Here is a 26,621-nt window from a genome sequence, read left to right as displayed (position 1 = left end):
TTGGCTTTCCCCTTTGCTTTGTACGGTTATCCGGCAGAAAAAGGATATCCATCCCAAGCGGCGAAGTAAACTTACCACGGGTCAGGCAATGGCGGCGCCCAAGACGATACGATCCTCGCTCCCGGCTTAGTGTACCCGCAGGAATCGATATTAGTGCTTGGCAATTCTCTGGCGCAAAGACACCGCTGCGGCTGTTTTTGCGCTGCTTCGTTTCCGGCCCCGGCTTGCCGCCCGGCGGGGCGGGGATACTATCCTTTGAACTTGAGGACGCCGGTAAATTGCCTTGGGCATCAGGCGAAAACGGCGGCCCGCAGCTCGAGGTGGGGGGATTTATAAAATGGCAAGTGTATCCGACCGGCTAAGCAATCTGCCGCTGGGGAAGTTTCACTGGCGGCTGCTCGTTCTCACCATGCTCGGCTGGGCGTTCGACTCTATGGACACCGGCATCGTCGCCTTCGTTCTGGCGAAAATGATCGAGACCTGGGGTCTCACCTCGGCCCAGATCGGCTACATCGGCAGCATCGGCTTGGTGGGCATGGCCTGCGGGGCTGCGCTGTCGGGCTGGCTGGCCGACATGATGGGGCGCAAGAAGCTCTTCGCGGCGACCCTCGTCGTCTACAGCGCGGCCACCGGCCTGTGCGGCCTGGCCTGGAGCTACGAATCGCTGCTCTTCTTCCGCTTTCTCGTCGGCTTCGGCGTCGGCGGCCAACTGCCGGTGGCCGTCACCCTCATGAGCGAATACTCGCCCGCCCGTTACCGCGGCCGCATGATCGTGCTCCTTGAAAGCGCCTGGGCCATCGGTTGGCTGGCTGCCGCCATAATAGCCTATTATATTATTCCCCAACACGGGTGGCAGATAGCCTTCTATATCGGTTCCCTGCCGGCGATATTGGTCTTCTTTCTGTGGCGGATGGTTCCCGAGTCGGTCCTCTACTTAGTCGACAAAGGCCGTTACCAGGAAGCTCACGAGCAGGTCGCCGCCATCGAGCGCGAACTCGGTGTGCCGGTGGGCGAGCCGCCCAGCGCCGCCGAAATCGCCGCCCCCAAGGCCAAATTCGCCTTCGCCGAACTGTGGAAGGGGCAATATCTGCGCCGTACCGTCTGCCTCTGGATACTGTGGTTCGGCATCGTTTTCTCCTACTACGGCATCTTTACCTGGCTGCCGTCCCTGCTAGTCAAGGGCGGCCACACCCTCGTCCGCTCGTTCGAATTCGTCCTGTGGATGACGCTCGCCCAGATACCCGGCTATTTTACCGCCGCCTACCTCGTCGACCGCATCGGCCGCAAGCTCACCCTGTCCTCCTTCCTGGCCGCCTGCGCCGTGTGCGCCTACTTCTTCGGCATCGCCAAAACGGGCGCCGAGATCATCGTCTACGGCTGCCTGCTGTCCTTCTTCAACCTCGGCGCCTGGGGCGTCGTCTACACATATTCGCCCGAACTCTACCCCACCCACGCCCGCGCCAGCGGCGTCGGCTTCGCGGCCGCCTTCGGCCGCGTCGGCGGCATCTTCGCCCCCAGCGTCGTCGGCTGGATAATGACCGGCCCGGACAAATTCGCCCTCGTATTCACCATCTTCACCGGCGTCTTGCTCGTCACCGCCCTAAACGTCTTCGTCCTTGGCGAAGAAACGATGCGCAAATCGCTCGACGAACTCAACCGCTGAAACTGGCCTCTGCCGCAGGAAGCGAGGTGACCGCTCTGGATAAGGAAAACCGCCTCATCGTCATCAAAGGCGCCGGCGACCTGGCCACCGGCGTCGCCCACCGCCTGTTCCGCAGCGGCTTCGCCGTCGTCATGACCGAACTGCCGCACCCCACCGTCATCCGTCTGCCGGTCGCCTTCGCCGCCGCCGTCTTCACCGGCCGCGCGACCGTCGAAGGAGTGGCCGCCGTCAGGACCGAGCCGGCCGAAGCCGCCGCCGTAGCCGGTCATGGGCTGGTAGCCGTCGTCGTCGACCCGCAGGGCGCGGTCGTGCAGGCGCTCAAGCCGTGGGCGGTGGTCGACGCCATCCTCGCCAAGCGCAACACCGGCACCCGCCTGAGCGACGCGCCGGTTGTCGTCGGCCTCGGGCCGGGATTCGCCGCCGGCCGGGACGTCGGCTATGTCGTCGAGACAGCCCGCGGCCACTACCTCGGCCGCGTGATCGAGCAGGGCGAGGCCCTGCCCGACACCGGCGTGCCGGGGCTCATCGGCGGCTACGGCAGCGAGCGGCTGCTGCGCTCCCCGGCCCACGGCGCCTTCCGCGCGGCGCGGGCTATCGGCGACACCGTCGCCGCCGGCGAGTCGGTCGGCCATGTCGGCGGGCTGCCCGTCACCGCCGTTATCGGCGGCGTCTTGCGCGGCCTCATCCACGACGGCCTGGTCGTCGCCGCCGGCCAGAAGATCGGCGATATCGACCCGCGCGGCCGGCGCGAATACTGCTTTACCATCTCAGACAAAGCGCGGGCGGTCGGCGGCGGCGTCCTAGAGGCGCTGCTTGCCGCCCGCGCCGCCGCCGAACGAGATTTGCATCCGTGTTTTCCATCTCTGACACGCTTCTGACAAAAACCTGACTTTTATTCGGTTGCCCGACGGCCGGCGAATAAGATATAATAATAACAAGAATAATATACCAGTTGCTTTCGGGGGAGTCTGTCAGCGACAGGCTTTTTCTGTTCTGAAGCAAGATAGGAGGGACGATATGAAAACAGGGGTGCCTTATTGGCCCGAGAGCCGGACCTCGAACGCGAACTGCCGGATTGTCGTCCGCAGTTTTGCCGACAGGGGCAGCCTATATGACGACCGCGACGACATCGTCGTCCTCACCGACGGCTGGGTGGAGGGGCCTGCCGCGGCCGTGCTGCGCGGCGGCATCAACGCCGGCGCCGTCCTCGATGTGCTGGCGTGTGCCGGCGTCAGCCAACTCAAGGTGTTGCACCTCGAAGAAAAGCTGCCCCAGCTTGAGGATATATTTCTCTCCTCGGTGGTGGCCCGCGCCCACGACATGTTCGACAACGTCAGCATCAACTGGCGCCGCGAGGCGACGGTGTTCGACCTCATCAAAGCCGTCGGTGCCGAGCAAAGTATGCTGTTCTTCGGCGCGCCGCTGGCCGATTCGGAGATAATGCCCTTCTACAGCGCCATCAAGGAAGTCTACCAGGGCAGTGTGACCATCGTCCGCGGCCCCTTTCACGACCTGGAATTCGCCGAGGGCGACGAAATCTACCGCTGGGTGCGGGAGCGGACCTTCGAGGCCGGCGATTTCTCCCTGCCGGCCGTGATGCGCGGCGGCAAGCGCAAACGCGGCCACAAGGTGGCGATCATCCTCCCCAGCCTCAACGAAGAACGGACAGTCGGCCAGGTCATCGAAACAGCGCTCGAAGTCAAGACCGCCGGCGTGGCCGACGAAGTCATCCTCGTCGACTCCGCCTCGACCGACAACACCGTGGCGATCGCCAAATCCTACGGCATCCCCGTCTTCCTCCATCCCGAGATCGCTCCCGAGCTCGGCAGCCACCGTGGCAAAGGGGAGGCGATGTTCAAAAGCGCCTTCGTCACCGACGCCGACATCCTCGCCTGGGTGGATACCGACATCGAAAACATCACCCCGCGCTTCTTCTACGGCCTGCTCGGCCCCATCCTCACCCACCCCGACATCCGCTTCGTCAAAGGCTACTTCACGCGGCCGGTGCGGGTCGAGGCATCCGGCCTCGAACTCGGCGGCGGCCGGGTGACGGAAATCCTCGCCCGTCCGTGGTTCAACACCTACATGCCGACGCTGTCGGGCTACATCCAGCCGCTCGCCGGCACGGTGGCCATCTGCCGCGAAGACATGCTCAAAATGCGCATCCCCGCCAACTACGGCGTGGAGGTGGCGATGCTCATCCAGGCGGTGGCTAACGCCGGCCTGTGGTCCACCTGCCAGGTCAACCTCGGCGAAGTCATCCACCGGTCCAAGGATGTAGCCGGCCTCAGCGAGATGGCTTTCCAGATTCTCCAGGTGCTGAGCGAATTCGAAGGCGGCGCAAGCCGTGAGAACCTCCTGCGGCGCGTCTACTCCGCCCAGGGGCACTTCGAGATCGGCACCAAGCGATTCGCCACCGTCTGGCGCGACTATCGAAAATAATTTGCATAGATATTGACAATATCTTTTACCGCGTGCTATCATTAAGCCAATTTAATACTCTTGCTCTTATCGAGAGTGGTCGAGGGACTGGCCCGATGACACCACGGCAACCGGCGCTACGGCGCAAGGTGCCAAATCCAGCAGGCATTGCCTGACAGATGAGAGGGAAGGTTACGCTTTTGTCGTTTAACTCCTTTCCTCGGGAAGGAGTTTTTTGTTTTCTCTCATCGCCACTTTATCGCAGCAACGGAGGGTTCAAGATGCAGACCGCTTACCCGCAGACCTTTTTCCCCGGCATAAAATACCGGCCCTACATGAAATTCGCCACCGTGGCCACCCCCGAGCGGCCGCTCGCGCTCGTACTCGGCGGCGCCCTCCCCGAAGTGACGGTGGCCTACGAAACCTACGGCGCCCTTGCCCCCGACAAAGACAACGTCGTCCTTGTCTGTCACGCCCTCACCGGCGACAGCCACTGCGCCGCCCATAACGACAACGACGAGGAAGGCTGGTGGGACCTCCTCGTAGGCCCCGGCCGCCCCATCGACACCGACCGCTTCTTCGTCATCTGCGCCAACGTCCTCGGCGGCTGTCAGGGCACCACCGGCCCCGCCTCGCCCGACCCGGCCACCGGCCGGCCTTACGGCGCCTCCTTCCCCGAAGTGACCATCCGCGACATGGTCCGGGTCCAGAAACGGCTTCTCGAAGCGCTGGGCATCAACCGCCTTTCGCTGGTCATCGGCGGCTCGATGGGCGGCGCCCAGGCGCTGGAGTGGGCGGTCACCTACCCCGGTTTCGCTGAAGCCGTCGCCGCCCTGGCCGCTCCCGGCTACGCCTCGGCCCAGGCCATCGCCTACAACCGCGTCGGCCGCCAGGCCGTGATGCTCGACCCCGAATGGCGGGGCGGCGACTACTACGGCGGACCCGGCCCCGTCCAGGGCCTGGCGCTCGCCCGCGGCGTCGGCATGATAACCTACCAGAGCGAACCCTCCATGGCCGCCAAATTCGCCCGCAAGACGCGCAACGGGCAGTTCGAGATCGAGAACTACCTCGACTACCAGGGACAGTGCCTGGTGCAGCGCTTCGACGCCAACTCCTACCTCTGCCTGCTCAGGGCCCTCGACCTCTACGACCTGGGGATGGGCCACGCCTCCTACCGGGCGGCCCTGGCCCGCATCGAGGCCAGAGTCCTCGTGGCCGGGGTCACCTCGGACATCCTCTACCCCGCCTACCAACAGATAGAACTCGTCGAAATACTGAAAAGCCTCGGCGTGCGGGCGGAATACGCCGAAGTCGACAGCCCCCACGGCCATGACGGCTTCCTGATCGACTTCGACCTCCTCAAACCCATCCTGCGCGAATTCGTCGGCACCGCCCTGCCGGTGCGAATGCCCTGGCTGTCATCCATCTTCCGCGCTCCGCGGCTGGCCTACTTTGGCGCCCGCCTCGTCGCGGAAAACTACCCCTGATACTCGGCAAAACTATAATTATTAATTCTAGGAGGAACCGACAATGACCTTACCCGCCGATCTTCGCTTCGACAGCCTCGCCGTTCACGCCGGCCAGGAACCCGACCCCGCCACCGGCTCGCGGGCGGTGCCCATCTACCAGACCACCGCCTACAACTTCCGCGACAGCGCCCACGCCGCCAACCTCTTCGCCCTCCAGGAAAGCGGCAACATCTATACGCGGATAATGAACCCCACCACCGACGTACTCGAAAAACGCATCGCCGCCCTTGAAGGCGGGGTGGGGGCGCTGGCTTTCGCTTCCGGCCACGCCGCCATCAGCGCCGCCATCTTTAACATCGCCCAGGCCGGCGACGAAATCGTCAGCTCGTCCACCCTCTACGGCGGCACCTATAACATGTTCGCCTACACCCTGCCCCGGCTCGGCGTCAAAGTCACCTTCGTCGACCCGCGGGATCCCGCCAATTTTGCCACAGCCATAACCCCCCGAACCAAGGCAATCTACGCCGAAACCATCGGCAACCCCAAGATCGACGTCCTCGACCTGGCCGCCGTCGCCGACGTCGCCCACGCCAACGGCCTGCCCCTCATCATCGACAGCACCTTCACCAGCCCCTACCTCTGCCGGCCGTTCGACTTCGGCGCCGACATCGTCGTCCATTCGGCCACCAAATTCATCGGCGGCCACGGCACCTCGATGGGCGGGCTGGTCGTCGACGGCGGCAAATTCGACTGGGCGAACGGCAAATTCCCCCTCCTCAGCGAGCCCGACCCCAGCTACCACGGCCTGCGCTACACCGAAGCCCTTGGGCCACAGGCCTTCATCATCCGTCTGCGCACCCAGATCCTCCGCGACCTGGGGGCCTGCCTAAGCCCCTTCAACAGCTTCCTCCTCCTCCAGGGGCTGGAGACGCTCCACCTCCGCATGCGGCGCCACAGCGACAACGCCCTCGCCGTCGCCGAACACCTCGCCGCCCACGACCGGGTGGCCTGGGTGAGCTATCCTGGCCTTAAAAGCCACCCCGACCACCTCAAAGCCGAAGAATATCTGCCTAAAGGGGCGGGGGCCATCCTCACCTTCGGCATCAAGGGCGGCCTCGAAGCGGGGCGGAAATTCATCGACTCCCTGCAGCTCTTCTCACTCCTCGCCAACGTCGGCGACGCCAAATCGCTCGTCATCCACCCGGCCAGCACCACCCACTCCCAGCTCACCAGCGAGCAGCGGGCCGCCGCCGGCGTACCGGACGACATGGTGCGTCTGTCGGTGGGCCTAGAAGACCCGGCCGACCTGATCGCCGACCTCGACCAGGCATTAGCATAGCAGAAGCCCCCGCTCTACGCGGGGGCTTCTTTGTACATTACGGCCGCCCAGCAGCGCCCATCTGCGGCGTTGCTCCTCGGCTGCCATCCTCAGCGTACGTGCGTGTACGCTTCCGGTGTCAGCCTCCGGTGCGCCTTGCATCTGGGCACTTCTGAACGGCCGCGGCAATTCAGAGAATAACGGATGGGGGAGGGGAGAGGAGCTCATAAAGGGAAATATTGTTATTGCGACGAAATCGGGAAACAATAACCGGTAGGGGAGAGTGAGCACATGAGCGATGCGTGGCAAGAATTCCTCCAGGGCGTGCAGACGGCGACCAAAGGGGTGCCGTACCCCTTCTACCGCGGCTGCCCCAGCGCTTGTTTCACCCTGCTGCCCAGCCTCTTCCGGGTCAGGCGGAAAAGGTACACCGAGTGCAACGTCTTCTTCGACTTCTTCTCGTTCGCCAAGCCCATCGTCAACACCCAGTCGCTCAAGCCGATCGAGACCCTCTTCGAGATGCGGCACGCCGGCATCCCCACGCGCCTCCTCGACTGGACGACCACCTTCGCCGTCGCCCTGTACTTCGCCGTGAGCGGCAAGCCCGACGCGCCTTGCATCTGGGTCCTCGAGCCAGACAAACTTAACTACAAGGCCACCGGCCACGGCCTGCTCGTGCAGTCCGACGCCGTCGACTACGACCACGAGCACGAGAAGGTGCTCTACCTGGGCAAAAGGCTTAAGCACCCGCTCGCCATCTTCCCCACCATGCAGAACCCCCGCATCTTCGCCCAGAAGGGCCACTTCACCATCCACGGCGCCATCGAAAAGCCCCTTGAGGAAATCTGCCCCGACTGCGTCACCCAGATACCCCTGCCCGCCGCCGCGATTCCCGAGGCGCGCGCCTTCCTCCATCTCGCCGGGCTCAACGAATACAGCGTCTTCCCCGATATCGACGGCCTTGCCAGGTATCTCACCAAGGAGCACGGCCTCGACCGCCGCAAACGGGTCGCCGCCGTCAAAGCGGCGAAAATCCGTCAGGCCCCGTCGGCCCCGACATAAGCGAAACGCGCTTTCTCCTCGCCGCCCACGGTCACCGTCTCGCAAAACATCGCCCACGGCCTCACCCACAGGCCGCGTTCGCCGTACAGCGCCTGGTAAACGACCAGCCGCTCCATCGTCTCGCTGTGGGTGGCCTCGCCTATCACCCGGTACATATTCCCCTTGTAGTGGCGGTACACTCCCGGAATTACAAGGCAATCTCCTTCACCCATGAGAAAACGCCTCCTGCCGTCGTATTAGTCCTATTATCTTAACCGTAACGGCAACTAAATCCTTTATCGGCTCGCAAAAAGAAAAACCCGCCCAAGGCGGGTTTATTAGCACGGTCGCCGCCCCGATGGTTGGCGAAAACCGCGAAACGGAGGCTGATTAACAGGCGTCCAAGGAGGACAACGGTCTCAGTCCGAGGCCGCGGGCGGCGGCGATGTCGCGCTCGGCGCCCCGGCCGGCGGTCGTGAGGTAGTTGCCGATGAGCATGCCGTTGACGCCGGCCAGCAGGCCGAGGGGCACGAGGTCGCCGAGCGCTTTCTCCCGGCCGCCGGCGTAGCGGATCGTCTTGGCAGGGAGGAGGAGGCGGAAAATGGCCAGTGTCCGGAAAATTTCCAGTGGCGGCAGCGGCGGCTGCTCCTCAAGGGCGGTGCCGGGCACAGGGTTCAGTATATTGACGGGAACCGAATCGACATCAAGCTCCCTGAGGGTGAAAGCCAGTTCGACGCGCTGGCGCCAGCTCTCGTCCATGCCGATGATGCCCCCCGAGCACACCTCCAGCCCGGCCGCCTTGGCCCGCTTCACCGTGTCCACCCGCTCCTGCCAGGAGTGGGTGGTGCAGATCGCCGGATAGTGGCTTTCCGCCGTCTCCAGGTTGTGGTGGTAGCGGGTGACGCCGGCCGCCTTCAGTGCGGCGAAGTGACTGGCGTCGAGCACTCCCAGCGAACAGCAGGGGATTACCCCCGTCTCTTGTTTGATCCGTTTTATCGCCGCCAGCACGCGGGGGAAATCGTCGTCATCCTGCATGCCCGCACCCGCGGTGACGATCGAGAAACGCCGCGCGCCGTCGCTCTCGGCCGTTTTCGCCGCCGCCAGCAGCGCCGCCTCGTCCAGGAGGGGATGGATGGCGATAGCCGCCCGGTGGTGGGCCGACTGGGCGCAAAACCGGCAATCCTCCGAACAATTGCCGGAGCGGGCGTTGACGATCTCGCAGGTATCGACGGCAGCGCCGCAGAACTCGGCGCGCACCTTGCTGGCCATCGCCATCAGCAGCGGGACGTCGGCCGCGCCGACCCGCGTGAGGTCCATCGCCTCGGAAAAGCTCAGCGCCGCGCCGCTCAGCACCTTCTCACCCAGGGCGGTTATCAGTTGGATACTCATCGCAGCCTCCTTGTTAACTATGTGCACTATGACGGTTTACAATATTGGCATTAAAAAACGTTAACCATATACGGTGAAACGGTTAACTAACTGTATTATACTATGCCGGGGCGGGCTTGTAAACGCCGGACGGCAAAATATTCCCGCGCCGGCACAGACGGAAGAGGGAAGGCCGCGACCTCCGTCGCGGCCTTCCGGGTATTATTTCGACTTGTCCTTATTCTTCTTGGACGGAGACGACGGGCATATTTCGGCGGAGAAGTCGGATAACGCCGCGGAACGGCTCTTGTCGGCGCTGCTGTCGCAGCAGCCCGATTTGCTGGACTTGGCCATGCGCTCACCTCCTTGGCGCTATTTTGCCCTCCGTCCATTACGGCGATTAGTGGCAAATTCAGGCTGAATACAAAAAAGGGGCTGTCTGGCAGCCCCTTTTTGCCTACGTCATTATCTTATACCGTGAATCTGCGCAGCGCGGACTGCAGTCCCTGCGCAAGCTGCGCCAGGCCCTGGCTGGAGGCCGCGACCTCCTCCATCGTGGCCGACTGTTCCTCGGTCGACGCCGAGACGGTCTGCGTTTCGGCCGCCGTCGTCTTGCTCACCGTATCGATGGCCTTAATCGATGCCACGATCTGCTGGCTACCGCCGGCCATCTGGCGAATGGCGAGCGACATATCCTTCGACTGGGTGGATGCCTGGTTGACGAGGGTGAAGATGTGTTCGAACGCCTGCCCGGCGCTGTTGACCACCCCGCTGCCGATTTTGACCTCGTGCTTGCCGCTCTCCATCGCAGCGACCGCCTTGTCGGTGTCGGCCTGGATGGCGCTTATCAGTTCGCCGATCTGTTTCGAAGCCTCCTGCGACTGCTCGGCCAGCTTGCGCACCTCCTCGGCCACAACGGCGAACCCGCGACCGGCCTCCCCGGCACGGGCCGACTCGATGGCGGCGTTGAGGGCGAGAAGGTTGGTCTGGCCGGCGATGCTTGAGATGGTGTCCACAATCTGGCCAATCTCCTTGGAGCGGTCGCCCAGCGTCTGGACGATCTGGGCCGAATCGGCGACCGTCTTTTCTATATTGGCGATCTGGCTCACCGCCGTGGCGATCTGCTCGGCGCCATTGCCGGCGGCTTCGGCGGCCTGTGCCGAGGTGCCGGCGACAATCTCGGCGTTGGCCGTCACCTGCTGGATGGTGGCCGACATCTGCTCGACGGCTGCGGAGCTTTCCTCGACGGCCCGCAACTGGGTCGCCGTACCCTGGGCGACATCGGAGATCGACTGGGCTACCTGGGTGGCCGTCACCGCGGCCTGATCGGCGCTGGCGTTAAGCTGCTCGCTCGACGCCGCCAACTGTTCGGCCGACTCGGCCACTTGCCTCATCAGCCCGCGCAGGTTATCGGTCATCGTATTGATGGCGAGCGCCACCTGGCCAGCTTCGTCGCGGGAGTCCACGGCGAGCGCCTTCTTGGCGAGATTGCCGGCGGCGATCTCGCTCACGGCGGCAGCCACCTGCTTGAGTGGCCTTGCAACCATGCGGGCGATTGTCAGGCCGAGGGCAATGACGATCAGCAGCGCCGCCAGCCCGATGGCGGTCAGCGTCATGCTGGCCACCGCCACGCCCCGCGAGCTCTGCTCATGGGCGACGCGGGCCTTCTCGTTGAATTCATCCGAAATATAGCCAAGCTGTTTGTTGATGCCGTCGAGGATAGGGGAGTACTGGTACGTATATATGAGGATGCCCTCGTTCAGTTTGCCATCGCCCGTCAGTTTCAGCACCTGGTCCCGCCCGCTGCGGTAGCTGTTCAGCATTGACGTGAGCAGCTCCAGGTTGCGGCGCTGATCCTCGCTGAGGTTGGTCTTGTCGAGTTCCAGCAGATAGAAGTCGACCTTCTCGCCGCGGGTTTTCATGTCGGCCAGCAGCGCCTTCTTGCGATCGACGTCCCTGGCCAGCAGATATTCGAGCACAATCGCCTGGGCGGTCTTGAGCTCGATCTGCGTCTCGTCGATCAGCTTCACGGCCCGTAGCTCGTTCTTGTTCAGATCCTGCATCACCGCGTCGGTCTTGGCAAGGAAGAAGTAGCCGGTGACGGCGATCGTCGCCACAAAGAAAGCGGCGATAAATACGAGAACGGAAAGTTTGTTGGCGATGCTGAGGTTTTTGAAAAACTGCAAGGAAGATCATCTCCTTCGGCATGGTAAAATACCAGAACCAATAGAAAATAATGTCAATACTTTTAATTTCTTCGACATAATTTGCGCAAATCCTTTACTTTCGACAATGCAGTCTAATCTTGACGTCGGCTACAAAACAAGATAATATAGACACATGAACACTTATTCATATATAGAGGTGAATTGCCGTGCCCGATAACGATACCGATAACGCTGTTTGCGAAGAGCTCTGTTTGCATCCGGAAGTCATCCGCGCCGCCCGGGCCGAGGCGCTGACCGAGACGGACGCCCGCGAGCTTGCCGAGATATTCAAGATCCTCGGCGACCCGACGCGGGTCAAGATGCTGCAGGCCCTGTCCCTGCGCGAACTGTGCGTGTGCGACATCGCGGCCGTCGTCGGCATGGGCCAGTCGGCCGTTTCCCACCAGCTCCGCCTCTTGCGGGGGGCCAGGCTCGTCAAATACCGCCGCGACGGCAGGATGGTCTGGTACTCCCTCGACGACGAACACATCGCCGTCCTGATGGCCCAAGGCATCGAACACATCAAACACAGATAGGATGAGGCAAATGATCGAAAAAGCCTGCGGCTGCGGCGGCTGCGGCGCCGCCGTTGCGCCCGCCGGCGCCGTCCCGGCGGAGGAGGGGATGAGCGTCTACCTCCTCGGCGGCCTGGACTGCGCCGATTGCGCCGCCAAACTCGAAAAAAGGATCGCCGCCCTGGCCGGTGTGCGGCAGGCGACGGTGAATTTTGCGACCGCCAAACTGGCGGTCGCCCACACCCTCAGTGACCAGGCGATAATAAAAGCGGTAGAAAAGGCCGGCTACAGCGCCCGGCGGGCCGACGCCCCGACCGAGCCGGTGCCCGGCTGGCGGCGCGAGCCGCGGACGCTGGCGACGCTCGCGTCCGGGCTGCTGCTGGCAGTGGCCGCCAGCCTCGATCTGCTGGATGCCGCCACCGCCTGGACGGTGCCTGTCTACGCGCTGGCCGCACTTGCCGGAGGCTGGCACGCTGCCCGCAGCGGCCTGTCCGGCCTGAAGTCGCTGACACTCGACATGAACTTCCTCATGACTGTCGCCGTGATCGGCGCGGCGGCCCTCGGCGAGTGGAGCGAGGGGGCCACGGTGGCCTTCCTGTTCTCTCTCGGCAATACGCTCCAGACCTACACGCTCGACAAGACCCGCCTGGCGGTGCGGGCGTTGATGGAGCTGGCCCCGTCCGAGGCGACGGTGCTTGCCGGCGGCGCAGAAGAGCGGCTGGCGGTGACGGCGATCGCTCCCGGCAGCGTTATCGTCGTCAGGCCGGGGGAAAGGGTCGCGCTCGACGGCGTCGTGCGCAGCGGCCATTCGGCCGTCGACGAAGCAGCCCTCACCGGCGAATCGCTGCCGGTGGAAAAGGCGGCCGGCGACACAGTATACGCCGGCACCGTAAACCAGTATGGCGTGCTGGAGGTCGAAGTCGCCAAAGCAGCCGCCGACTCCACCCTCGCCAAAATCATGCATCTGGTCGAGGAGGCCCAGGCCCAGCGCGCGCCCTCCCAGCAGTTCGTCGATAAATTCGCCCGCTACTACACGCCGGCCGTGCTGACAGCCGCCGCCGCCGTCATGGTTCTGCCCTGGCTGGCATTTGGCCAGCCCTTCGCCCCCTGGTTCTACAAGGGACTGGTGCTGCTCGTCATCTCCTGTCCCTGCGCCCTCGTCATCTCCACACCGGTGTCGGTCGTCGCCGCCATCGGCAACGCCTCCAGGCGGGGCGTGCTGATCAAGGGCGGCGCCTACCTGGAGAAGCTGGGCGCCCTCCGTGCGGTGGCCTTCGATAAAACCGGCACACTTACCCACGGCCGGCCCCAGATCACCGACGTCATCCCGTTCGACGGCTTTGCCGCCGACCAGCTGCTCGCCCTGGCCGCGTCGGTCGAGAAATGGTCCGAGCACCCCATGGCCCGGGCAATCGCTGCGGCCGCCGCCGGGCTCGAACTCAAGCCGGCGTCAGCTTTTCGGGCCCTGGTAGGCCAGGGGGCCCAGGCTGAAGTGGAAGGAACTGTCGTCTATGTCGGCAGCGCCCGCCTGTTCACTGGTCTGGGGCATGATCTTGCCCGACACGAGGCAATGCTCTCGGGACTCGAAGCGGCAGGCAAGACAGCGATGCTGGTCGGCGCCGCGGATGCGCTCTATGGCGTAGTCGCTGTCGCCGACACGCTGCGCGGCGACAGCGCCGCCGCCGTCGCCGCGCTGCGCCGGGCCGGCGTCGGTCATGTGGCCATGCTCACCGGCGACAACCGCCGGACGGCCGAAGCCATCGCTGCCCGCCTCAAACTCGACGGCGTCTACAGCGATCTCATGCCCGCCGACAAAGTAAAGGCCGTAAAAGACCTTGCCGGCCGCTACGGCGGCGTGGCGATGGTGGGAGACGGCGTCAACGACGCCCCGGCTCTGGCGGCCGCCGATGTCGGCGTCGCTATGGGGGTTGCCGGCTCGGACGCCGCCCTGGAGACGGCCGACATCGCCCTCATGGCCGACGATCTCGGCAAGCTGGCGTACGTCATCCGGCTCAGCCGCAAAACACTTACGGTCATCAAGGAGAACATCGTCTTCGCCGTCGCCGTCAAAGCGGTCTTCGTCGCCCTGACCTTCGCCGGCTTCGCCAACTTGTGGCTGGCTGTCTTTGCCGACACTGGGGCGTCGCTGCTCGTTACCCTCAACGGCATGCGGCTGATGCGGAAATTAGCCTGAACAAAGCCCCTTCGGGGGCTTTGTTTTGTGTCAGGAAAGCGACCGGGAAAAGATTCTATTTTCAGTTTAATTGCCGCCGACCCGCTATAAACCGCCGTCCGGCTTGCCGCCCCGCTTTACGGGCTGTTCCGGACCGTGGCGGCATGCATTGGGGAATTATGCGTATAATTCGCGGTATTACGACGTATTACGGCATAATGACCATCTTTTCCAGCAGCCGGGAGCGAAGTATAATTAATAATAATTATCAAGGAAGGAATTGGCAGCAATGGAAGACAGCATAATGTCCATGGTCTTACTTCCCGGAGCGGTAGCCGTTTTCGTGGCGATCCTCTCCACCTGGGCCTGGACCCACGACTACGAGGAAATCGCCGGCGAAATGCAGCGGGCCATCAAGGAGGAGGACGGCAAGACGACCGTCGGCATCCTCTGGCGACGCGCCGGCATATATATGCGCTAGGAAAAACAGGCGGCAGCCTGTTTTTTATTTTCGCCGCGGGAGCGGGGCGTCCCGTTCCCCTCGTTGACACTATTTGTCGTCAAAGGTAAAATAAAAGCGCAACTAAATACTCTCGTATAATTTTGGGGATACGGCCCGGAAGTTTCTACAGGCAACCGTAAATTGCCGGCTACGAGTGAAAAAGCCATCGGGGGGCCAGACCCCGGCGGGGATTTTTGCTCATCGGGAAAAGCGAAATCCGGCGCCGGTTTTTCTTTTTATGGGAGGGGGGACACAATGTTTACAATCAGAGAACTCGTTCGGCCGCAGACGTTGGATGAGGCCTACAGGGCGCTCACGGCCCACCCGGACAACACGCTGTTGGGCGGCTGCGCCTTCCTGCGGATGGGCAGCAAGAAAATCGCTACCGCCGTCGACCTGTCGCTGCTCGGCCTCGACTACGTCCGCGAGGCGGACGGCTGCATCGAACTGGGGGCGATGGCGACCTTCCGCGCGCTGGAAACCCACCCTGCCTGCCGGGAAAACTTCCGCGGCATGCTGCCCCGGGCGGTGGGCAACGTCCTCGGCGTCCAGTTCCGCAACCTCGTCACCGTCGGCGCCTCCGTCTACTCGAAATACGGCTTCTCCGACCTCATCGCCGCCCTCCTGGCGCTCGACACGGATGTCGAGCTGCACGGCGGCGGCCGGATGCCGCTCGCGGCTTTTTTGGACAAGCCCTACGCCAGGGATATCCTGACCCGGATATACATACGCAAAGACGGCCGTGCCGCCGCCTACCAGAGCCTGCGTAACTCGGCCAGCGACTTCCCGGTCGTCAACGCCGCCGTAGCCCGCCGCGGCGACCGCTGGACGGTCGCGGTCGGGGCCAGGCCGGCCAGGGCTCAGCTCGCTCCCGCGGCCGCCGCCGCCCTCGCTGCCGGGGCCAGTGCCGACGAGGCCGGCGAACTAGCCGCCGGCGAACTCGCCTTCGGCGGCAACCTCAAGGCGTCGGCCGAATACCGCCGGGCGATGGCCGCCGTCCTCGTAAAACGCGCCGTGCTGGAGGTACTTACATGAAAATAGAAGTAACCATCAACGGCCAAAAAACCGTCCTTGAGGTGGCGGCCGACGAACTGCTCGCCGACACCCTGCGGGCCGCCGGCTTCGCCAGCATCCGCCGCGGCTGCGACACCACCAACTGTGGCCTCTGCACCGTGTGGATCGACGGCAAGCCGACCCTATCCTGCGCCACCCTGTCGGCGCGCATGGACGGCCACGACATCACCACCATCGAAGGCGTCGCCGGCGAAGCGGAGGCGTTCGCCCGCCTGCTCGTCGCCGAGGGCGGCGAGCAATGCGGCTTCTGCAGCCCCGGCTTCATCATGACCGTACTGGCGATGAAACGCGAGCTCGCCGACCCCACCGACGAGGCGATAACCCATTACCTCACCGGCAACCTCTGCCGCTGCACCGGCTATATGGGCCAACTGCGGGCGGTCAAAAAGTTCCTGGAGGTGCGTTCATGAAGCTCGTCGGCAAAGGCGTCCCCAAGATCGACGGGCTGGCCATCGCCACCGGCAAGCCCCTCTACACCGAAGACCTTGCCCCCGCCAACGCCCTGGTGGTCAAAATTCTCCACAGCCCTCACGCCTCCGCCCGCATAAAGGCCATCGACACCGCCGTCGCCGAAGGCGTCGAGGGTGTGGCATGCGTCCTCACCCACAAAGACGTACCCAAGGTGAGGTTCACCCTCGCCGGCCAGACCTACCCCGAGCCGTCCCCCTACGACCGGCTCATCCTCGAGGATCTCGTCCGCTACGTCGGCGACGAAGTCGCCATCGTCGCCGCCGTCGACGAGCGCACGGCCCAAAGGGCGCTGGAGCTCATCAAGGTCGACTACGAAGTGCTGACGCCGGTGCTCGACTTCGAGCAGGCCATCGGCCATCCCTCGGTCGTCCACCCCGAAACCGACCTCCACTGCAACTTCGATATCGGCCACGACCGGCTGCGCAACATCGCCGCCACCCACAAAGTCGAGGTAGGCGACATCGCCGCCGAACTGGCCGCCAGCGACGTTGTCGTCGAGGAAACCTACTACACCCAGGCCCAGGCCCAGGCGATGATGGAAACCTACCGGGCCTTCAGCTATCTCGACCACGCCGGCCGCCTTGTGGTCGTCAGCTCGACCCAGATACCCTTCCACGTGCGGCGGCACCTCGCCCGCGCCCTTGAGCTGCCCGCCAGCCGCATAAGGGTGATAAAGCCCCGCATCGGCGGCGGCTTCGGCGGCAAACAGACCGCGGTTGTCGAGATATTCGCGGCCATCGTCACCCTTCGCACCGGCCGGCCGGCCAAGATCGTCTATGAGCGCAAGGAAACCTTCACCGCCACAAACAGCCGCCACGCCATGCGCCTCAAGGTGCGCCTGGGCGCGGACCGCGGCGGCCTCATCCGCGCCATCGACGTACAGTGCCTGTCCGACACCGGCGCCTACGGCGAGCACGCCCCCACCGTCTTCTCCGTCGCCGGCGAAAAGAGCCTGCCGCTCTACAACAAGGCACGCGCCGTCCGCTACGCCGGCCACGCCGTCTATACCAACAAGCTCCCGGCCGGGGCGATGCGCGGCTACGGCGCCACCCAGGGTTGCTTCGCCGTCGAATCGGCGGTCAACAAACTCGCCGACGCCCTCGGCATCGACCCGTGCGAGCTCAGGCGCAAAAACATCATCAGAGCCGGCGAGATCGACATCTACCACAACCGCATCCTCGGCAGCTCGTCGCTTGACAGGTGCATCGAACGCGGCCGCGAGCTCATCGGCTGGCTGGACAAGTACCCCCGCCGCGACCTCGGCGGCAAGGTGCGCGCCGTCGGCATGGCGGTCACCATGCAGGGCTCGGGCATCGCCGGCATCGACACCGCCTCGGCCGAGGTGCGCCTTAATGACGACGGCAACTACACCCTCCTCCTCGGCTCGACCGACATGGGTACAGGCAGCGACACCATCCTCGCCCAGATGGCGGCCGAAGTGCTTGAAACGTCTATGGACACCATCATCGTCCACGCCGCCGACACCGACGTATCGCCGTTCGACACCGGCTCCTACGCCTCCAGCACCGCCTATGTCACCGGCATGGCCGTCGTCAAGGCCGCCGGTGAGCTAAGGGAAAAGATAATCGTCGCCGCCGCCGCCCTTATGAACGCCGCACCGGCAGAGGTGACCTTCGACGGCTCCATTCTCACCGGTCCCGCCGGCGCCACCATCACCCTAGCCGAGCTCGCCCAGCGCTCGGTCGTCGGCCCCGACCGTCGGCAGCTGTCCGGCTACGCCAGCCACGGCAGCCCGGTATCGCCGCCACCCTTCGTAGCCGGCTTCGCCGAAGTCGAGATCGACAAAGAAACCGGCAAAGTCGAGCTGCTCGACTACATCGCGGTCATCGACTGCGGCACCGTCGTCAATCCCAACCTCGCGCGGATCCAGGCCGAGGGAGGCCTGGTGCAGGGTATCGGCCTCGCCCTCTACGAAGACGTCAAGTACGACGAGCGCGGCGCCCTGCAGACCAATTCCTTCATGACCTACAAAATACCGAGCCGCAAGGATATCGGCACCGTCCGGGTATTCTTCGAGGAAAGCTACGAACCAACCGGGCCGTTCGGCGCCAAATCCATCGGCGAGGTCGTCAACAACACGCCGGCGCCGGCCATCGTCCACGCTGTCCGCAACGCCATCGGGGCATGGCTGACCCGCCTGCCGCTGACCCCGGAAAAAGTATACGCCGCCATGGTGAAATGAGCCGAAGGAGAGAAACAGCACATGCAAACCGAAAAAGTCCATCCCGTCGATGAGATCCTCCCCAAGGGCAAGCTGTTCGCCTACGGCCTCCAGCACGTCATGGCCATGTACGCCGGCTGCGTCGCCGTACCCCTCATCATCGCCAACGCCCTGGGGCTTTCCAAGGATCAGCTCATCTACCTCATCAACGCCGACCTCTTCACCGTCGGTATCGCCACCATTATCCAGTCCTTCGGCTTCCTCAACATGGGGGTCAAGCTGCCGGTAGTGCAGGGCGTCTCCTTCGCGGCCGTCATGCCGATGATCCTTGTCGGCAAAATGCACGGCATCCAGGGCATCTTCGGCTCGATCATCGTCGCCGGCCTTATGACCTATCTCATCAGCCCCTACTTCAGCCGCCTCATCCGCTACTTCCCGCCCGTCGTCACCGGCACCATCATCACCATCATCGGCGTCTCGCTCCTGCCCGTGGCCGTCCGCTGGGCGGGCGGCGGCGTGCCGGGCGCTCCGGGGTTCGCCAGCGTCCAAAACATCGCCATGGCCTTCGCCGTCCTCGCGCTGACGATCGGCTACTACCGCTTCCTCAAAGGCTTCTGGAGCAGCATCGCCGTCCTGCTCGGCCTCGTGTCCGGCACCCTCATCGCCTTCCTCTTGGGCCTGACCGACTTCGCCAAGGTAGGCACCGCCGCCTGGTTCGGCATCACCACCCCCTTTGCCTTCGGCATGCCGACCTTCGACCTCATGGCCATCCTCACCATCTTCCTCGCCATGCTCGTCATAATGACCGAAACCACCGGCGACATGATCGCCGTCGGCGAGATGGTCGGCCGGCCGGTCAAGCAACAAGACGTCGTGCGCGGTCTCAGGGCCGACGGCTTCGCCACCATGCTCGGCGGTGTCATGAACACCTTCCCTTACTCGGCCTTCGCCCAGAACGTCGGCCTCGTCGGCCTCACAGGCGTCAGAAGCCGCTTCGTCATCGTCGCCGCCGGCGTCATTCTCATGGTTCTCGGCCTCTTCCCCAAAGCCGCCGCCGTCGTCGCCGCCATCCCCACCCCGGTACTCGGCGGGGCGGGCATCGCCATGTTCGGCATGGTCGCCGCCAGCGGCATCCGCGTCCTCGGCAACGTCTCCTTCGAAGGCAACCACAACGCCATGATCGTCGCCGTCAGCCTCGGCGTCGGCCTCATCCCCCTGGCTGTCCCCACCTTCTACCACAGCTTCCCCGCCTGGGCGCAGCTCTTCCTCCACAGCGGCATCACCACCGGCAGCATCATCGCCGTCGGCCTCAACTACTGCTTCAACGAGCTCGGCCGCAAAACCGCCGCCCCGGCCGAAAGCACCCTCAGCGAGTAAAAAAACGGCCCGGCTCGACCGGGTCACTTTTTTTGCCTCTTTTTCTCAGCGCCGTCCAAAAAATGCCGGGCATTGCGGCCCCTTTTTTACAGACACTATGAATAACAACCGTTAAAGGGGGCTTTCGTTGTGAAGCATAACGCCGGTAGACACAAAGGTTACCGTCACAGAAGCCTGAAGAATAGATACCGGCGCATCGCCGCCGCCGTCGCCGGAGCCTTCGTCCTGTCCGCGGCCGGCCTGCCGGGTGTTCCGCCCGCCGTCGCCCACGCCGCGCCCCCCGATCCCAAGCCTGCGGCCGCCACCCCCGGCACCGAGCTCAAGGCTTCCGAGCACGCCCAGAAAATTCGCGGCGAAGCGCCGGAAAACTTCAAAAAAGAAATCAAGATGGTCGCCACCGCTTACGCCCCCGGCGCGCACGACAACGCCCAATGGGGCAACAAGACCCACCTCGGCACCCAGGTCCGTCCCGGCGTAATCGCCGTCGACCCCAAAGTCATCCCGCTCGGCTCCCAGGTCTTCATCCAATACCCCGACGGCCACGGCGAATACGCAGTCGCCGAAGACACCGGCGGCGCCATCAAGGGCAACCGCATCGACATCGCCAAATGGTCGGTGCCGGAGGCTGAGAAATTCGGCATGAAGACAGTAAAAGTCTTCGTTGTCAGCACCCCGAAAGACAAAGGCATCTAAAACGGACAGCATAGGAAAAGCAGGCGCGCGCCTGCTTTTTCTTCTCCCGGAGCCTCAAAAGGGCGGGAGGGTCGGACAGCTTCCGCGGAGAATAGTAATGGCAAGAAAATAACGCCGGCGGAGGACAACAATGGCGACACTGACCAAACTGGAAAACCTCGCGGCCTGGTTGGCCGCAAAAGCGTCGACTGTTGCCGGCGGCGCGGTAATCGCCGTCCTCGCCATCATCGTCGCCGACCATTACCTGGGCTTTGCCCAGGGCCTGCCGCCCCGCTGGCTGCGTGGGCTCGGCAAAGGACTCGGCGAGACGGCAGGCTCCCTCACCCTCATCGCCGTCGCCTACTACCTCGGGCGCGAAGCCGCCGCCGCCGCCCTCAAACGCGGCGCTGTCCCGCAGGCAGCCGTTCCGACGCTCCGCTCTGCCCTCCGCTTGCTCCGGCTCACCCATCCTCTTGCCGGGGCGGCCATCGTCGCCGCCGCCGCCCTCCACGGCTATCTGCTGTGGGACGGTCGGTTGCCAACGGACGAAATCTCCGGCCTCGCGGCGCTGCTCCTGCTCGTTATCCTCTTCGCCACCGGCCTGTCGCTTGCCGGCAGCCGGGGCGCCGGCTTCAGGAAAGGTCACCGCCTCGCAGGGGTGGCCTTTCTCCTCCTCTTAGCCCTCCACAAGCTGATCGCCGACTGAGCTACTCCCCGCCGGCGCCGCTCTTCAACTCGGCCTGGCCGTTCCCCAGCAGCTCCTCCAGGTGGCTCACCGGCATCTGACCGTAGCGGCCCTGCTCGTCGATATACTTCACCACCCGGCTGTTGACCGCGTGGATGGTCCACATCAGCCGCGCGCCTCCCGCCGTGACGATGATCCTGTCGCCGCTCGCATACTCCATGCCCAACACCTCGTGCAAATTAGTCGCTACCGTCCCATTTATACGTCCGGCCGCCAAATCCTCCACCGGCAGCGAAAAAGCTCCGTTTTCTGAGAGGCTTGGCTTTTCCAGCGCCGGCCCGTATCGGCCGGAGCAGGATTTGACGAGCCTGGGAGCGAAGGAGCAGAGTAACTAACGCTGCCGCGCGGAGGTACCGACGATGAGCGCCAAAAACATCCTTGACGCAGCCTCGCTTGCAAAATGGTCGATAGATATTTTCGATTCTCTGAACGAAGGCCTGCTGATCGCCGACAAAGACGGAATAGTCCAGTACGTCAACAAACAATACCTGCGCATCATCGGCAAAAAAGCCGAGGAAATCCTTTTCCGCAAGCTCGTCGAAGTGAGGCCCGGAGCCATACTGCCGACGGTCATCAAGACTGGGCAGGGCATGAACGGCGTCTACCGCACCGACGGTAAAGTCGAATACGTTGTCGATATGTCGCCGATCATCGTGGCCGGAGAAATAATCGGCGGGGTTTCGATTATCAGGGATATCACCGAGGTACAGAAACTGTCGGAAGAACTCAACAGGGCGCAAAACAGGCTAAGAGACCTGCAGGGAACGGTAAAGGAAATCCTCAGCGCCATATATACCTTTGACGACCTGATATACGGCAATCCCGAATTTCGCGCCTGCGTAGCGCTGGCCGAACGCGCCGCGGTGTCGGACGCCAGCATCCTTCTGCAGGGCGAAAGCGGCACCGGCAAAGAACTCATAGCTCAGGGGATTCACAACGCAAGCGCCAGGAAGCATCGGCCTTTCGTCGCCATAAACTGTGCCGCTGTTCCGGTCAATTTGCTCGAGAGCGAGCTTTTCGGTTACACGGAAGGGGCGTTTACCGGCACCAAGAAGGGCGGGAAACCCGGCCTCCTGCATCTTGCCGACGGCGGAACACTGTTTTTGGATGAAATAGGCGACATGGGCAACGACCTGCAGGCCAAACTGCTGCGGGTCCTCCAGGAGAAAAGGATAAGGCGGGTCGGGGATCTGGGGGAGAAAGCGATAGATATACGCGTCATTTGCGCGACTCATCAGGACCTGGAACTCATGGTGGAAAAGAAGAACTTCCGCGAAGACCTATATTATCGGATAAACGTATTCCAGATAATCCTGCCGCCCCTGAGAAAGCGCAGGGAGGACATCCCTCTCCTGGCGCGTCACTTCGCGGACAGCCGCGCATCGGCGAAAAAGAAGCACTTCAAAATCAGTGCCGAGGTGGAAAAAATCTTCCTGGCGTACGACTGGCCCGGAAATATCCGCGAATTGAAAAACGCGATCGAATTCGCCTGCAATGTCATCACCGGCGACGAAATACTGCCCGAACACTTGCCACGCCGAATTCTGGCGCAGGCGGGCCTGGACCGGATTAACGCCGGCGGTACTTTGGCCCAGCGCGTCAAAGAGTTCGAACGGCAAAACATCCTGCAACTGCTTGAGGCGCACGGCGAGAACACCGACGGGAAGAAAAAAGTCGCCGCCATTCTGGGCATTTCGATCGCCAGCCTGTACCGCCGACTGCATAATTATCATAAATGAGAATTATGCAGCAACTGCCTTATCAATAATGATAAGAGCCGCTGCCAGGCAATCCGGGGAGGATTGCCTGGCAGCGGCTCTCTTTTATTTATCAAATCTGATAAATAAAGCCCGCTAAGCCGCCCAAATTGGCTGGCATGGAATTTGCATCTATAAATGGCTATGACGAGCAAAGGAGGATCAATCGATGCTATCTTTATGGGGCTTTTGTATCATCGCGGCGTTATTGATTTTAATCATGACAAAGAGGGCCTCGGTCATAGTCGCGCTTGTCGCGGTGCCGGCCGTGTTCGGCGCGCTGGCGGGCTTCGGGCCTAAACTGGGGGCGTTCGCTTTTGACGGGATCAAAAGCGTAGCGCCGGTAGGCGTAATGCTGACGTTCGCAATTCTCTATTTCGGGGTAATGAACGATACAGGCATGTTCGACCCTGCTATCAAAAGAATCGTCAGGTACGGCGGCGGCGACCCGGTCAAAGTCGCCGTGGGCACCGCGGTTATAGCCATGCTGGCGCACCTTGACGGCTCGGGCGCTTCCACCTTCCTGATCGCCGTGCCGGCTTTGCTGCCGATTTACGACAAACTGGGCATGGACAGAAAAGTGCTGGCATGCATCGTCGCACTGGGAGCGGGGACAATGAACATGCTGCCGTGGGGCGGCCCGACACTGCGTGCGGCGACTTCCCTGCACCTTAATATGACGGAATTGTTCAACCCCGTCATCCCCGCCCAGTTGGCCGGCCTGGCCGCCGTAATATTCTTTTCCTACCTGCTGGGGCGCAGGGAGCGGTCGCGTCTGGGAGTTATCAAGCTTGACAGCGAAAGCGGCGCTCCCGCCGAAGAGGAAAAAGTGGACCCGCTCAAACGTCCTAAGCTCGTCTGGTTCAACATCATCCTTACTATCGCAGCCATCGTCGCCCTGGTCGAAGGCAAACTGATACCGCTGCCCGTCGTATTCATGGTGGCGCTGGTAATCGCCCTGGTGGTCAACTACCCGGATGTCAAAATGCAGCAGGAGCGTATCGTCGCCCAAGGAAAATCGGCCGTATTCATGATCGCCATCATCTTTGCGGCCGGCATCTTCACCGGCATCCTTACGAAATCGGGCATGATCAAGGCGATGGCCGGCACGCTTGTGGCAATAGTGCCCAAAACGCTCGGCGGTCATCTGCCCGTCCTGACCGCCGTCACCTCCATGCCGGCGAGCCTCCTCTTCGACCCGGATTCCTATTACTTCGGGATTCTGCCTGTTCTGGCCACGGCTGCCGAGGCGATGGGCGTCGCGAAAATAGAAGTCGCCCGCGCGGCCATCCTCGGACAGATGACCACCGGTTTCCCGATAAGTCCGCTGACGGCTTCGACTTTCCTGCTGGTCGGCCTCGCCGGCGTCGACCTTGGCGACCATCAGAAATTCACCATCCCCTTCGCGTTCGGGGTAACGATCGTGATGACGATTGTTGCGGTTCTGACCGGGGCTTTCGGCTTGTAACGCCTGTTTGCGGCGAATATGCGGGTTCATCCCGGGTCGACCCAGGGTATGTATGCTATCAAAAACATTTGAGGTGATCCTATGAAAAAGATTCGGCTTGGCGCAGGAGCAGGCTACTCCGGCGACAGGATTGAACCTGCCGTTGAACTGGCGGAAAAAGGGGATATCCAGTATCTGTGCTTCGAATGTCTGGCGGAGAGAACGATTGCCATTGCTCAGCAGGCGAAAATGAAAGACCCGGCGGCAGGGTATGACGCTCTGCTGGCCGCGCGGATGGAAGCCGTCCTGCCGGTTTGCCGCCAAAAGGGCATAAAAATAATCACCAACATGGGAGCCGCCAACCCGGAGGCAGGTGCGCAGAAAATCAAGGAAGTTGCGCAAAAGCTCGGCATCAGGGGCCTGAAAATCGCCGCCGTAAGCGGTGACGATGTTCTTGAAACCATCCGTGCGCAAGAATACAAGATAGAAGAGACGGGCGAACAGCTTTCCACCATCAAGGATAAACTGGTCTCGGCCAACGCGTATCTTGGCGCCGAGCCGATCATCGAGGCCCTTAAGGGCGGAGCGGACATCGTAATCACCGGCCGTGTGGCCGACCCAGCCTTGTTCCTGGCGCCTCTGGCGTACGAATTCGGCTGGTCGCCGGATGACTGGGACTTACTGGGCAAAGCCACTGTAATTGGCCACCTGATGGAGTGCGCCGGTCAGATCACCGGGGGATATTTCGCCGACCCTGGCTACAAAGACGTCCCAGGTATCGGCCATCTTGGCTTCCCAATCGCCGAAGTAAATGCAGACGGCACCGCGGTTATCACAAAAGTAGCCGAGGCCGGCGGCATGGTCACCCTGGCAACCTGCAAAGAGCAACTGCTGTACGAAATACACAATCCGGCCGCCTACTTCACGCCCGACGTAGTGGCCGATTTCACCGACGTGCAAATGACGGAAATCGCAAAAGATCATGTAAAAATAGCCGGGGGCAAAGGGATTCCGAAGACCGACTTCTTGAAAGTCTCCATCGGCTATGTCGACAGCTATATCGGCGAGGGGCAGATAAGTTACGCCGGCCCGGGCGCCGCCGCCCGCGGCCAGCTGGCGCTCGACATCGTGAAAGAACGGCTTGGTCTCATGGGAGTAAAGGTTTCGGAAATCCGGTTCGATCTTATCGGCGTCAACTCCCTCCATGCCGCCAGCCTGTCGGCCGGACACGAACCGTACGAAGTTCGCGCGCGGGTCGCCGGCCGGACGCAAAACATGAAAGAAGCCGTTCGCATCGGCAATGAAGTCGAAACCCTGTACACCAACGGTCCGGCCGGGGGTGCCGGAGCATGGAAAACGGCGAGAGAAGTAGTGGCGATGGTTTCGATCCTTATACCCAGGTCGCTGGTCAAATACTCTGTCAAGTACGAGGTGGTATGAGATGAAACTTCGCGAAATCGCCCACTCCAGAACAGGGGACAAAGGAAACACATCGAACATCTCGGTAATCGCCTATGATCCCGCCAATTACCCGTTGCTTGAGAAGCATATCACCGCCGAACGGGTAAAAGCGTTTTTCGCCGATATCGTGCAGGGTGAGGTCGTCCGCTATGAGCTTCCCAACATCGGGGCTCTGAATTTCGTGATGTTTCAGGCGCTCGGCGGCGGAGTAACCCGCACACTCGCCTTGGATATCCATGGCAAGTCGCTGAGCTCAGCCCTCATGAACATGGAAGTCGCTGAATAAATTAGCAATCTTTCGGCCGGAAAGAATCCCGCAGAGGCGGAATTCTTTCCGGCTTTTTTTCAGCAGGCGTTTTTGCTTCTGCGTCCGGCGCTGCCGGGACTGTTGCCGAAATAAACATAACAAAAAGCCTCGCATCTCTGCGAGGCCTTGAACTTGTGGTGACCCACGTAGGAATCGAACCTACAACCTACTGATTAAGAGTCAGTTGCTCTGCCAGTTGAGCTAGTGAGTCATGATGGCTGGGGAGGAAGGATTTGAACCCTCGAATGTCGGAGTCAGAGTCCGATGCCTTAACCAGCTTGGCGACTCCCCAACAGTTATATAGTGTATATTGTCGTGCAGAGAATATTCTAAACGAGCGGAGCCGATTTGTCAACTACCGCGAGCGGGAGACAACGCCAGCGGGCGGTACGATGGAGGACCATGCCCGCTATCCCGGTGGATAGCGGGCTAATTCGGCCCAAAACGGGGC

General features: G+C 62.5%; 24 protein-coding genes, 2 tRNA genes and 2 riboswitches. Of the genes, 19 read left to right on the top strand and 7 right to left on the bottom strand.

What is annotated here, in order from left to right:
- The first annotated feature begins 337 nt into the window (after positions 1–337).
- From RIN56_17615 to RIN56_17590, 6 genes are all read left to right on the top strand, one after another.
- Positions 338–1,663 carry an MFS transporter gene (locus RIN56_17615; GenBank protein ID MDR7868618.1) on the top strand — a complete coding sequence of 442 codons (1,326 nt, stop codon included), beginning with the start codon at positions 338–340 and terminating at the stop codon, positions 1,661–1,663.
- A 26-nt stretch (positions 1,664–1,689) separates the two neighbouring features.
- Positions 1,690–2,541: a selenium-dependent molybdenum cofactor biosynthesis protein YqeB gene (gene yqeB / locus RIN56_17610; GenBank protein ID MDR7868617.1), complete on the top strand. Its 852-nt coding sequence runs from the start codon at positions 1,690–1,692 to the stop codon at positions 2,539–2,541.
- 139 nt (positions 2,542–2,680) lie between these two features.
- Positions 2,681–4,105, top strand: coding sequence for a glucosyl-3-phosphoglycerate synthase (locus RIN56_17605; protein MDR7868616.1), 1,425 nt, complete (start codon positions 2,681–2,683; stop codon positions 4,103–4,105).
- A gap of 63 nt (positions 4,106–4,168) precedes the next feature.
- A riboswitch (SAM riboswitch) is annotated at positions 4,169–4,270 on the top strand.
- A gap of 95 nt (positions 4,271–4,365) precedes the next feature.
- Positions 4,366–5,571: a homoserine O-acetyltransferase gene (locus tag RIN56_17600; protein ID MDR7868615.1), complete on the top strand. Its 1,206-nt coding sequence runs from the start codon at positions 4,366–4,368 to the stop codon at positions 5,569–5,571.
- 43 nt (positions 5,572–5,614) lie between these two features.
- The gene (locus RIN56_17595) at positions 5,615–6,892 is read left to right on the top strand and encodes a homocysteine synthase (GenBank protein ID MDR7868614.1); all 1,278 of its coding nucleotides are present in this window, start codon (positions 5,615–5,617) and stop codon (positions 6,890–6,892) included.
- Positions 6,893–7,162: 270 nt separating this feature from the next.
- Complete coding sequence (locus tag RIN56_17590) at positions 7,163–7,933, top strand: FRG domain-containing protein (GenBank protein MDR7868613.1); 771 nt, start codon at positions 7,163–7,165, stop codon at positions 7,931–7,933.
- Here the strand turns inward: RIN56_17590 and RIN56_17585 are convergent.
- The 4 genes from RIN56_17585 to RIN56_17570 form a co-directional block, all read right to left on the bottom strand.
- The gene (locus RIN56_17585) at positions 7,909–8,145 is read right to left on the bottom strand and encodes a DUF1653 domain-containing protein (GenBank protein MDR7868612.1); all 237 of its coding nucleotides are present in this window, start codon (positions 8,143–8,145) and stop codon (positions 7,909–7,911) included. The genes RIN56_17590 and RIN56_17585 overlap by 25 nt on opposite strands.
- A 157-nt stretch (positions 8,146–8,302) precedes the next feature.
- On the bottom strand, positions 8,303–9,301 hold the full coding sequence (gene bioB / locus RIN56_17580) for a biotin synthase BioB (GenBank protein ID MDR7868611.1): 999 nt from the start codon (positions 9,299–9,301) through the stop codon (positions 8,303–8,305).
- A gap of 201 nt (positions 9,302–9,502) precedes the next feature.
- Positions 9,503–9,634 (bottom strand): hypothetical protein, encoded by a 132-nt coding sequence (locus RIN56_17575; protein MDR7868610.1) that lies wholly within the window; start codon positions 9,632–9,634, stop codon positions 9,503–9,505.
- 116 nt (positions 9,635–9,750) lie between these two features.
- A complete protein-coding gene (locus tag RIN56_17570) occupies positions 9,751–11,466 on the bottom strand; it encodes a HAMP domain-containing methyl-accepting chemotaxis protein (protein ID MDR7868609.1) in 1,716 nt (571 codons plus the stop codon).
- Positions 11,467–11,654: 188 nt separating this feature from the next.
- Between RIN56_17570 and RIN56_17565 the strand changes: the two genes are divergently transcribed.
- The 9 genes from RIN56_17565 (at position 11,655) to RIN56_17525 (ending at position 21,159) form a co-directional block, all read left to right on the top strand.
- Positions 11,655–12,023: a metalloregulator ArsR/SmtB family transcription factor gene (locus RIN56_17565; protein ID MDR7868608.1), complete on the top strand. Its 369-nt coding sequence runs from the start codon at positions 11,655–11,657 to the stop codon at positions 12,021–12,023.
- An 88-nt stretch (positions 12,024–12,111) separates the two neighbouring features.
- Complete coding sequence (locus tag RIN56_17560) at positions 12,112–14,196, top strand: heavy metal translocating P-type ATPase (protein ID MDR7868607.1); 2,085 nt, start codon at positions 12,112–12,114, stop codon at positions 14,194–14,196.
- Between the two features lie 268 nt (positions 14,197–14,464).
- Positions 14,465–14,656 (top strand): hypothetical protein, encoded by a 192-nt coding sequence (locus tag RIN56_17555; protein ID MDR7868606.1) that lies wholly within the window; start codon positions 14,465–14,467, stop codon positions 14,654–14,656.
- 92 nt (positions 14,657–14,748) lie between these two features.
- Positions 14,749–14,848, top strand: a riboswitch (purine riboswitch).
- 84 nt (positions 14,849–14,932) lie between these two features.
- Positions 14,933–15,712, top strand: coding sequence for an FAD binding domain-containing protein (locus RIN56_17550; GenBank protein MDR7868605.1), 780 nt, complete (start codon positions 14,933–14,935; stop codon positions 15,710–15,712).
- Entirely contained in the window at positions 15,709–16,161 is a 453-nt protein-coding gene (locus RIN56_17545) for a 2Fe-2S iron-sulfur cluster-binding protein (GenBank protein ID MDR7868604.1), read from the top strand. Before RIN56_17550 ends, RIN56_17545 begins: the two co-directional genes overlap by 4 nt.
- Positions 16,158–18,425 (top strand): molybdopterin-dependent oxidoreductase, encoded by a 2,268-nt coding sequence (locus tag RIN56_17540; protein ID MDR7868603.1) that lies wholly within the window; start codon positions 16,158–16,160, stop codon positions 18,423–18,425. Before RIN56_17545 ends, RIN56_17540 begins: the two co-directional genes overlap by 4 nt.
- 21 nt (positions 18,426–18,446) lie before the next feature.
- The gene (locus tag RIN56_17535; GenBank protein MDR7868602.1) at positions 18,447–19,781 is read left to right on the top strand and encodes a nucleobase:cation symporter-2 family protein; all 1,335 of its coding nucleotides are present in this window, start codon (positions 18,447–18,449) and stop codon (positions 19,779–19,781) included.
- 129 nt (positions 19,782–19,910) lie between these two features.
- Entirely contained in the window at positions 19,911–20,474 is a 564-nt protein-coding gene (locus tag RIN56_17530; GenBank protein ID MDR7868601.1) for a 3D domain-containing protein, read from the top strand.
- Positions 20,475–20,604: 130 nt separating this feature from the next.
- The gene (locus RIN56_17525) at positions 20,605–21,159 is read left to right on the top strand and encodes a hypothetical protein (GenBank protein MDR7868600.1); all 555 of its coding nucleotides are present in this window, start codon (positions 20,605–20,607) and stop codon (positions 21,157–21,159) included.
- A gap of 1 nt (position 21,160) precedes the next feature.
- Here RIN56_17525 and RIN56_17520 read toward each other — a convergent pair whose 3' ends face one another.
- A complete protein-coding gene (locus RIN56_17520; GenBank protein MDR7868599.1) occupies positions 21,161–21,358 on the bottom strand; it encodes a hypothetical protein in 198 nt (65 codons plus the stop codon).
- A 199-nt stretch (positions 21,359–21,557) separates the two neighbouring features.
- On the opposite strand from RIN56_17520, the gene RIN56_17515 reads away from it, so the two are divergent.
- The 4 genes from RIN56_17515 (at position 21,558) to RIN56_17500 (ending at position 26,149) form a co-directional block, all read left to right on the top strand.
- Positions 21,558–22,937 (top strand): sigma 54-interacting transcriptional regulator, encoded by a 1,380-nt coding sequence (locus tag RIN56_17515; protein MDR7868598.1) that lies wholly within the window; start codon positions 21,558–21,560, stop codon positions 22,935–22,937.
- Between the two features lie 187 nt (positions 22,938–23,124).
- Positions 23,125–24,423, top strand: coding sequence for a citrate:proton symporter (locus tag RIN56_17510; GenBank protein MDR7868597.1), 1,299 nt, complete (start codon positions 23,125–23,127; stop codon positions 24,421–24,423).
- Positions 24,424–24,504: 81 nt separating this feature from the next.
- Positions 24,505–25,842 carry an acyclic terpene utilization AtuA family protein gene (locus RIN56_17505; protein MDR7868596.1) on the top strand — a complete coding sequence of 446 codons (1,338 nt, stop codon included), beginning with the start codon at positions 24,505–24,507 and terminating at the stop codon, positions 25,840–25,842.
- Position 25,843: 1 nt separating this feature from the next.
- On the top strand, positions 25,844–26,149 hold the full coding sequence (locus tag RIN56_17500) for a hypothetical protein (GenBank protein ID MDR7868595.1): 306 nt from the start codon (positions 25,844–25,846) through the stop codon (positions 26,147–26,149).
- A gap of 156 nt (positions 26,150–26,305) precedes the next feature.
- Here the strand turns inward: RIN56_17500 and RIN56_17495 are convergent.
- A tRNA-Lys gene (locus tag RIN56_17495) sits at positions 26,306–26,381 on the bottom strand.
- Positions 26,382–26,385: 4 nt separating this feature from the next.
- A tRNA-Gln gene (locus tag RIN56_17490) sits at positions 26,386–26,462 on the bottom strand.
- Between the last annotated feature and the right edge of the window lie 159 nt (positions 26,463–26,621).

The organism is Sporomusaceae bacterium (genome assembly GCA_031460455.1).
Taxonomy (GTDB): domain Bacteria; phylum Bacillota; class Negativicutes; order Sporomusales; family UBA7701; genus Anaeroselena.
This window is presented reverse-complemented; position numbering and strand designations above follow the sequence as displayed.

What these genes read in the sequence shown, in the direction of transcription:
- RIN56_17575 (MDR7868610.1), bottom strand. Translation starts at nt 9,634, where the DNA reads ATGGCCAAGTCCAGCAAATCGGGCTGCTGCGACAGCAGCGCCGACAAG.
- RIN56_17520 (MDR7868599.1), bottom strand. Translation starts at nt 21,358, where the DNA reads ATGGAGTATGCGAGCGGCGACAGGATCATCGTCACGGCGGGAGGCGCG.
- RIN56_17540 (MDR7868603.1), top strand. Translation starts at nt 16,158, where the DNA reads ATGAAGCTCGTCGGCAAAGGCGTCCCCAAGATCGACGGGCTGGCCATC.
- RIN56_17510 (MDR7868597.1), top strand. Translation starts at nt 23,125, where the DNA reads ATGCTATCTTTATGGGGCTTTTGTATCATCGCGGCGTTATTGATTTTA.
- RIN56_17500 (MDR7868595.1), top strand. Translation starts at nt 25,844, where the DNA reads ATGAAACTTCGCGAAATCGCCCACTCCAGAACAGGGGACAAAGGAAAC.
- RIN56_17515 (MDR7868598.1), top strand. Translation starts at nt 21,558, where the DNA reads ATGAGCGCCAAAAACATCCTTGACGCAGCCTCGCTTGCAAAATGGTCG.
- RIN56_17545 (MDR7868604.1), top strand. Translation starts at nt 15,709, where the DNA reads ATGAAAATAGAAGTAACCATCAACGGCCAAAAAACCGTCCTTGAGGTG.
- bioB (MDR7868611.1), bottom strand. Translation starts at nt 9,301, where the DNA reads ATGAGTATCCAACTGATAACCGCCCTGGGTGAGAAGGTGCTGAGCGGC.
- RIN56_17600 (MDR7868615.1), top strand. Translation starts at nt 4,366, where the DNA reads ATGCAGACCGCTTACCCGCAGACCTTTTTCCCCGGCATAAAATACCGG.
- RIN56_17535 (MDR7868602.1), top strand. Translation starts at nt 18,447, where the DNA reads ATGCAAACCGAAAAAGTCCATCCCGTCGATGAGATCCTCCCCAAGGGC.
- RIN56_17550 (MDR7868605.1), top strand. Translation starts at nt 14,933, where the DNA reads ATGTTTACAATCAGAGAACTCGTTCGGCCGCAGACGTTGGATGAGGCC.
- RIN56_17590 (MDR7868613.1), top strand. Translation starts at nt 7,163, where the DNA reads ATGAGCGATGCGTGGCAAGAATTCCTCCAGGGCGTGCAGACGGCGACC.
- RIN56_17560 (MDR7868607.1), top strand. Translation starts at nt 12,112, where the DNA reads ATGAGCGTCTACCTCCTCGGCGGCCTGGACTGCGCCGATTGCGCCGCC.
- RIN56_17615 (MDR7868618.1), top strand. Translation starts at nt 338, where the DNA reads ATGGCAAGTGTATCCGACCGGCTAAGCAATCTGCCGCTGGGGAAGTTT.
- RIN56_17585 (MDR7868612.1), bottom strand. Translation starts at nt 8,145, where the DNA reads ATGGGTGAAGGAGATTGCCTTGTAATTCCGGGAGTGTACCGCCACTAC.
- RIN56_17505 (MDR7868596.1), top strand. Translation starts at nt 24,505, where the DNA reads ATGAAAAAGATTCGGCTTGGCGCAGGAGCAGGCTACTCCGGCGACAGG.
- RIN56_17525 (MDR7868600.1), top strand. Translation starts at nt 20,605, where the DNA reads ATGGCGACACTGACCAAACTGGAAAACCTCGCGGCCTGGTTGGCCGCA.
- RIN56_17555 (MDR7868606.1), top strand. Translation starts at nt 14,465, where the DNA reads ATGGAAGACAGCATAATGTCCATGGTCTTACTTCCCGGAGCGGTAGCC.
- RIN56_17595 (MDR7868614.1), top strand. Translation starts at nt 5,615, where the DNA reads ATGACCTTACCCGCCGATCTTCGCTTCGACAGCCTCGCCGTTCACGCC.
- RIN56_17605 (MDR7868616.1), top strand. Translation starts at nt 2,681, where the DNA reads ATGAAAACAGGGGTGCCTTATTGGCCCGAGAGCCGGACCTCGAACGCG.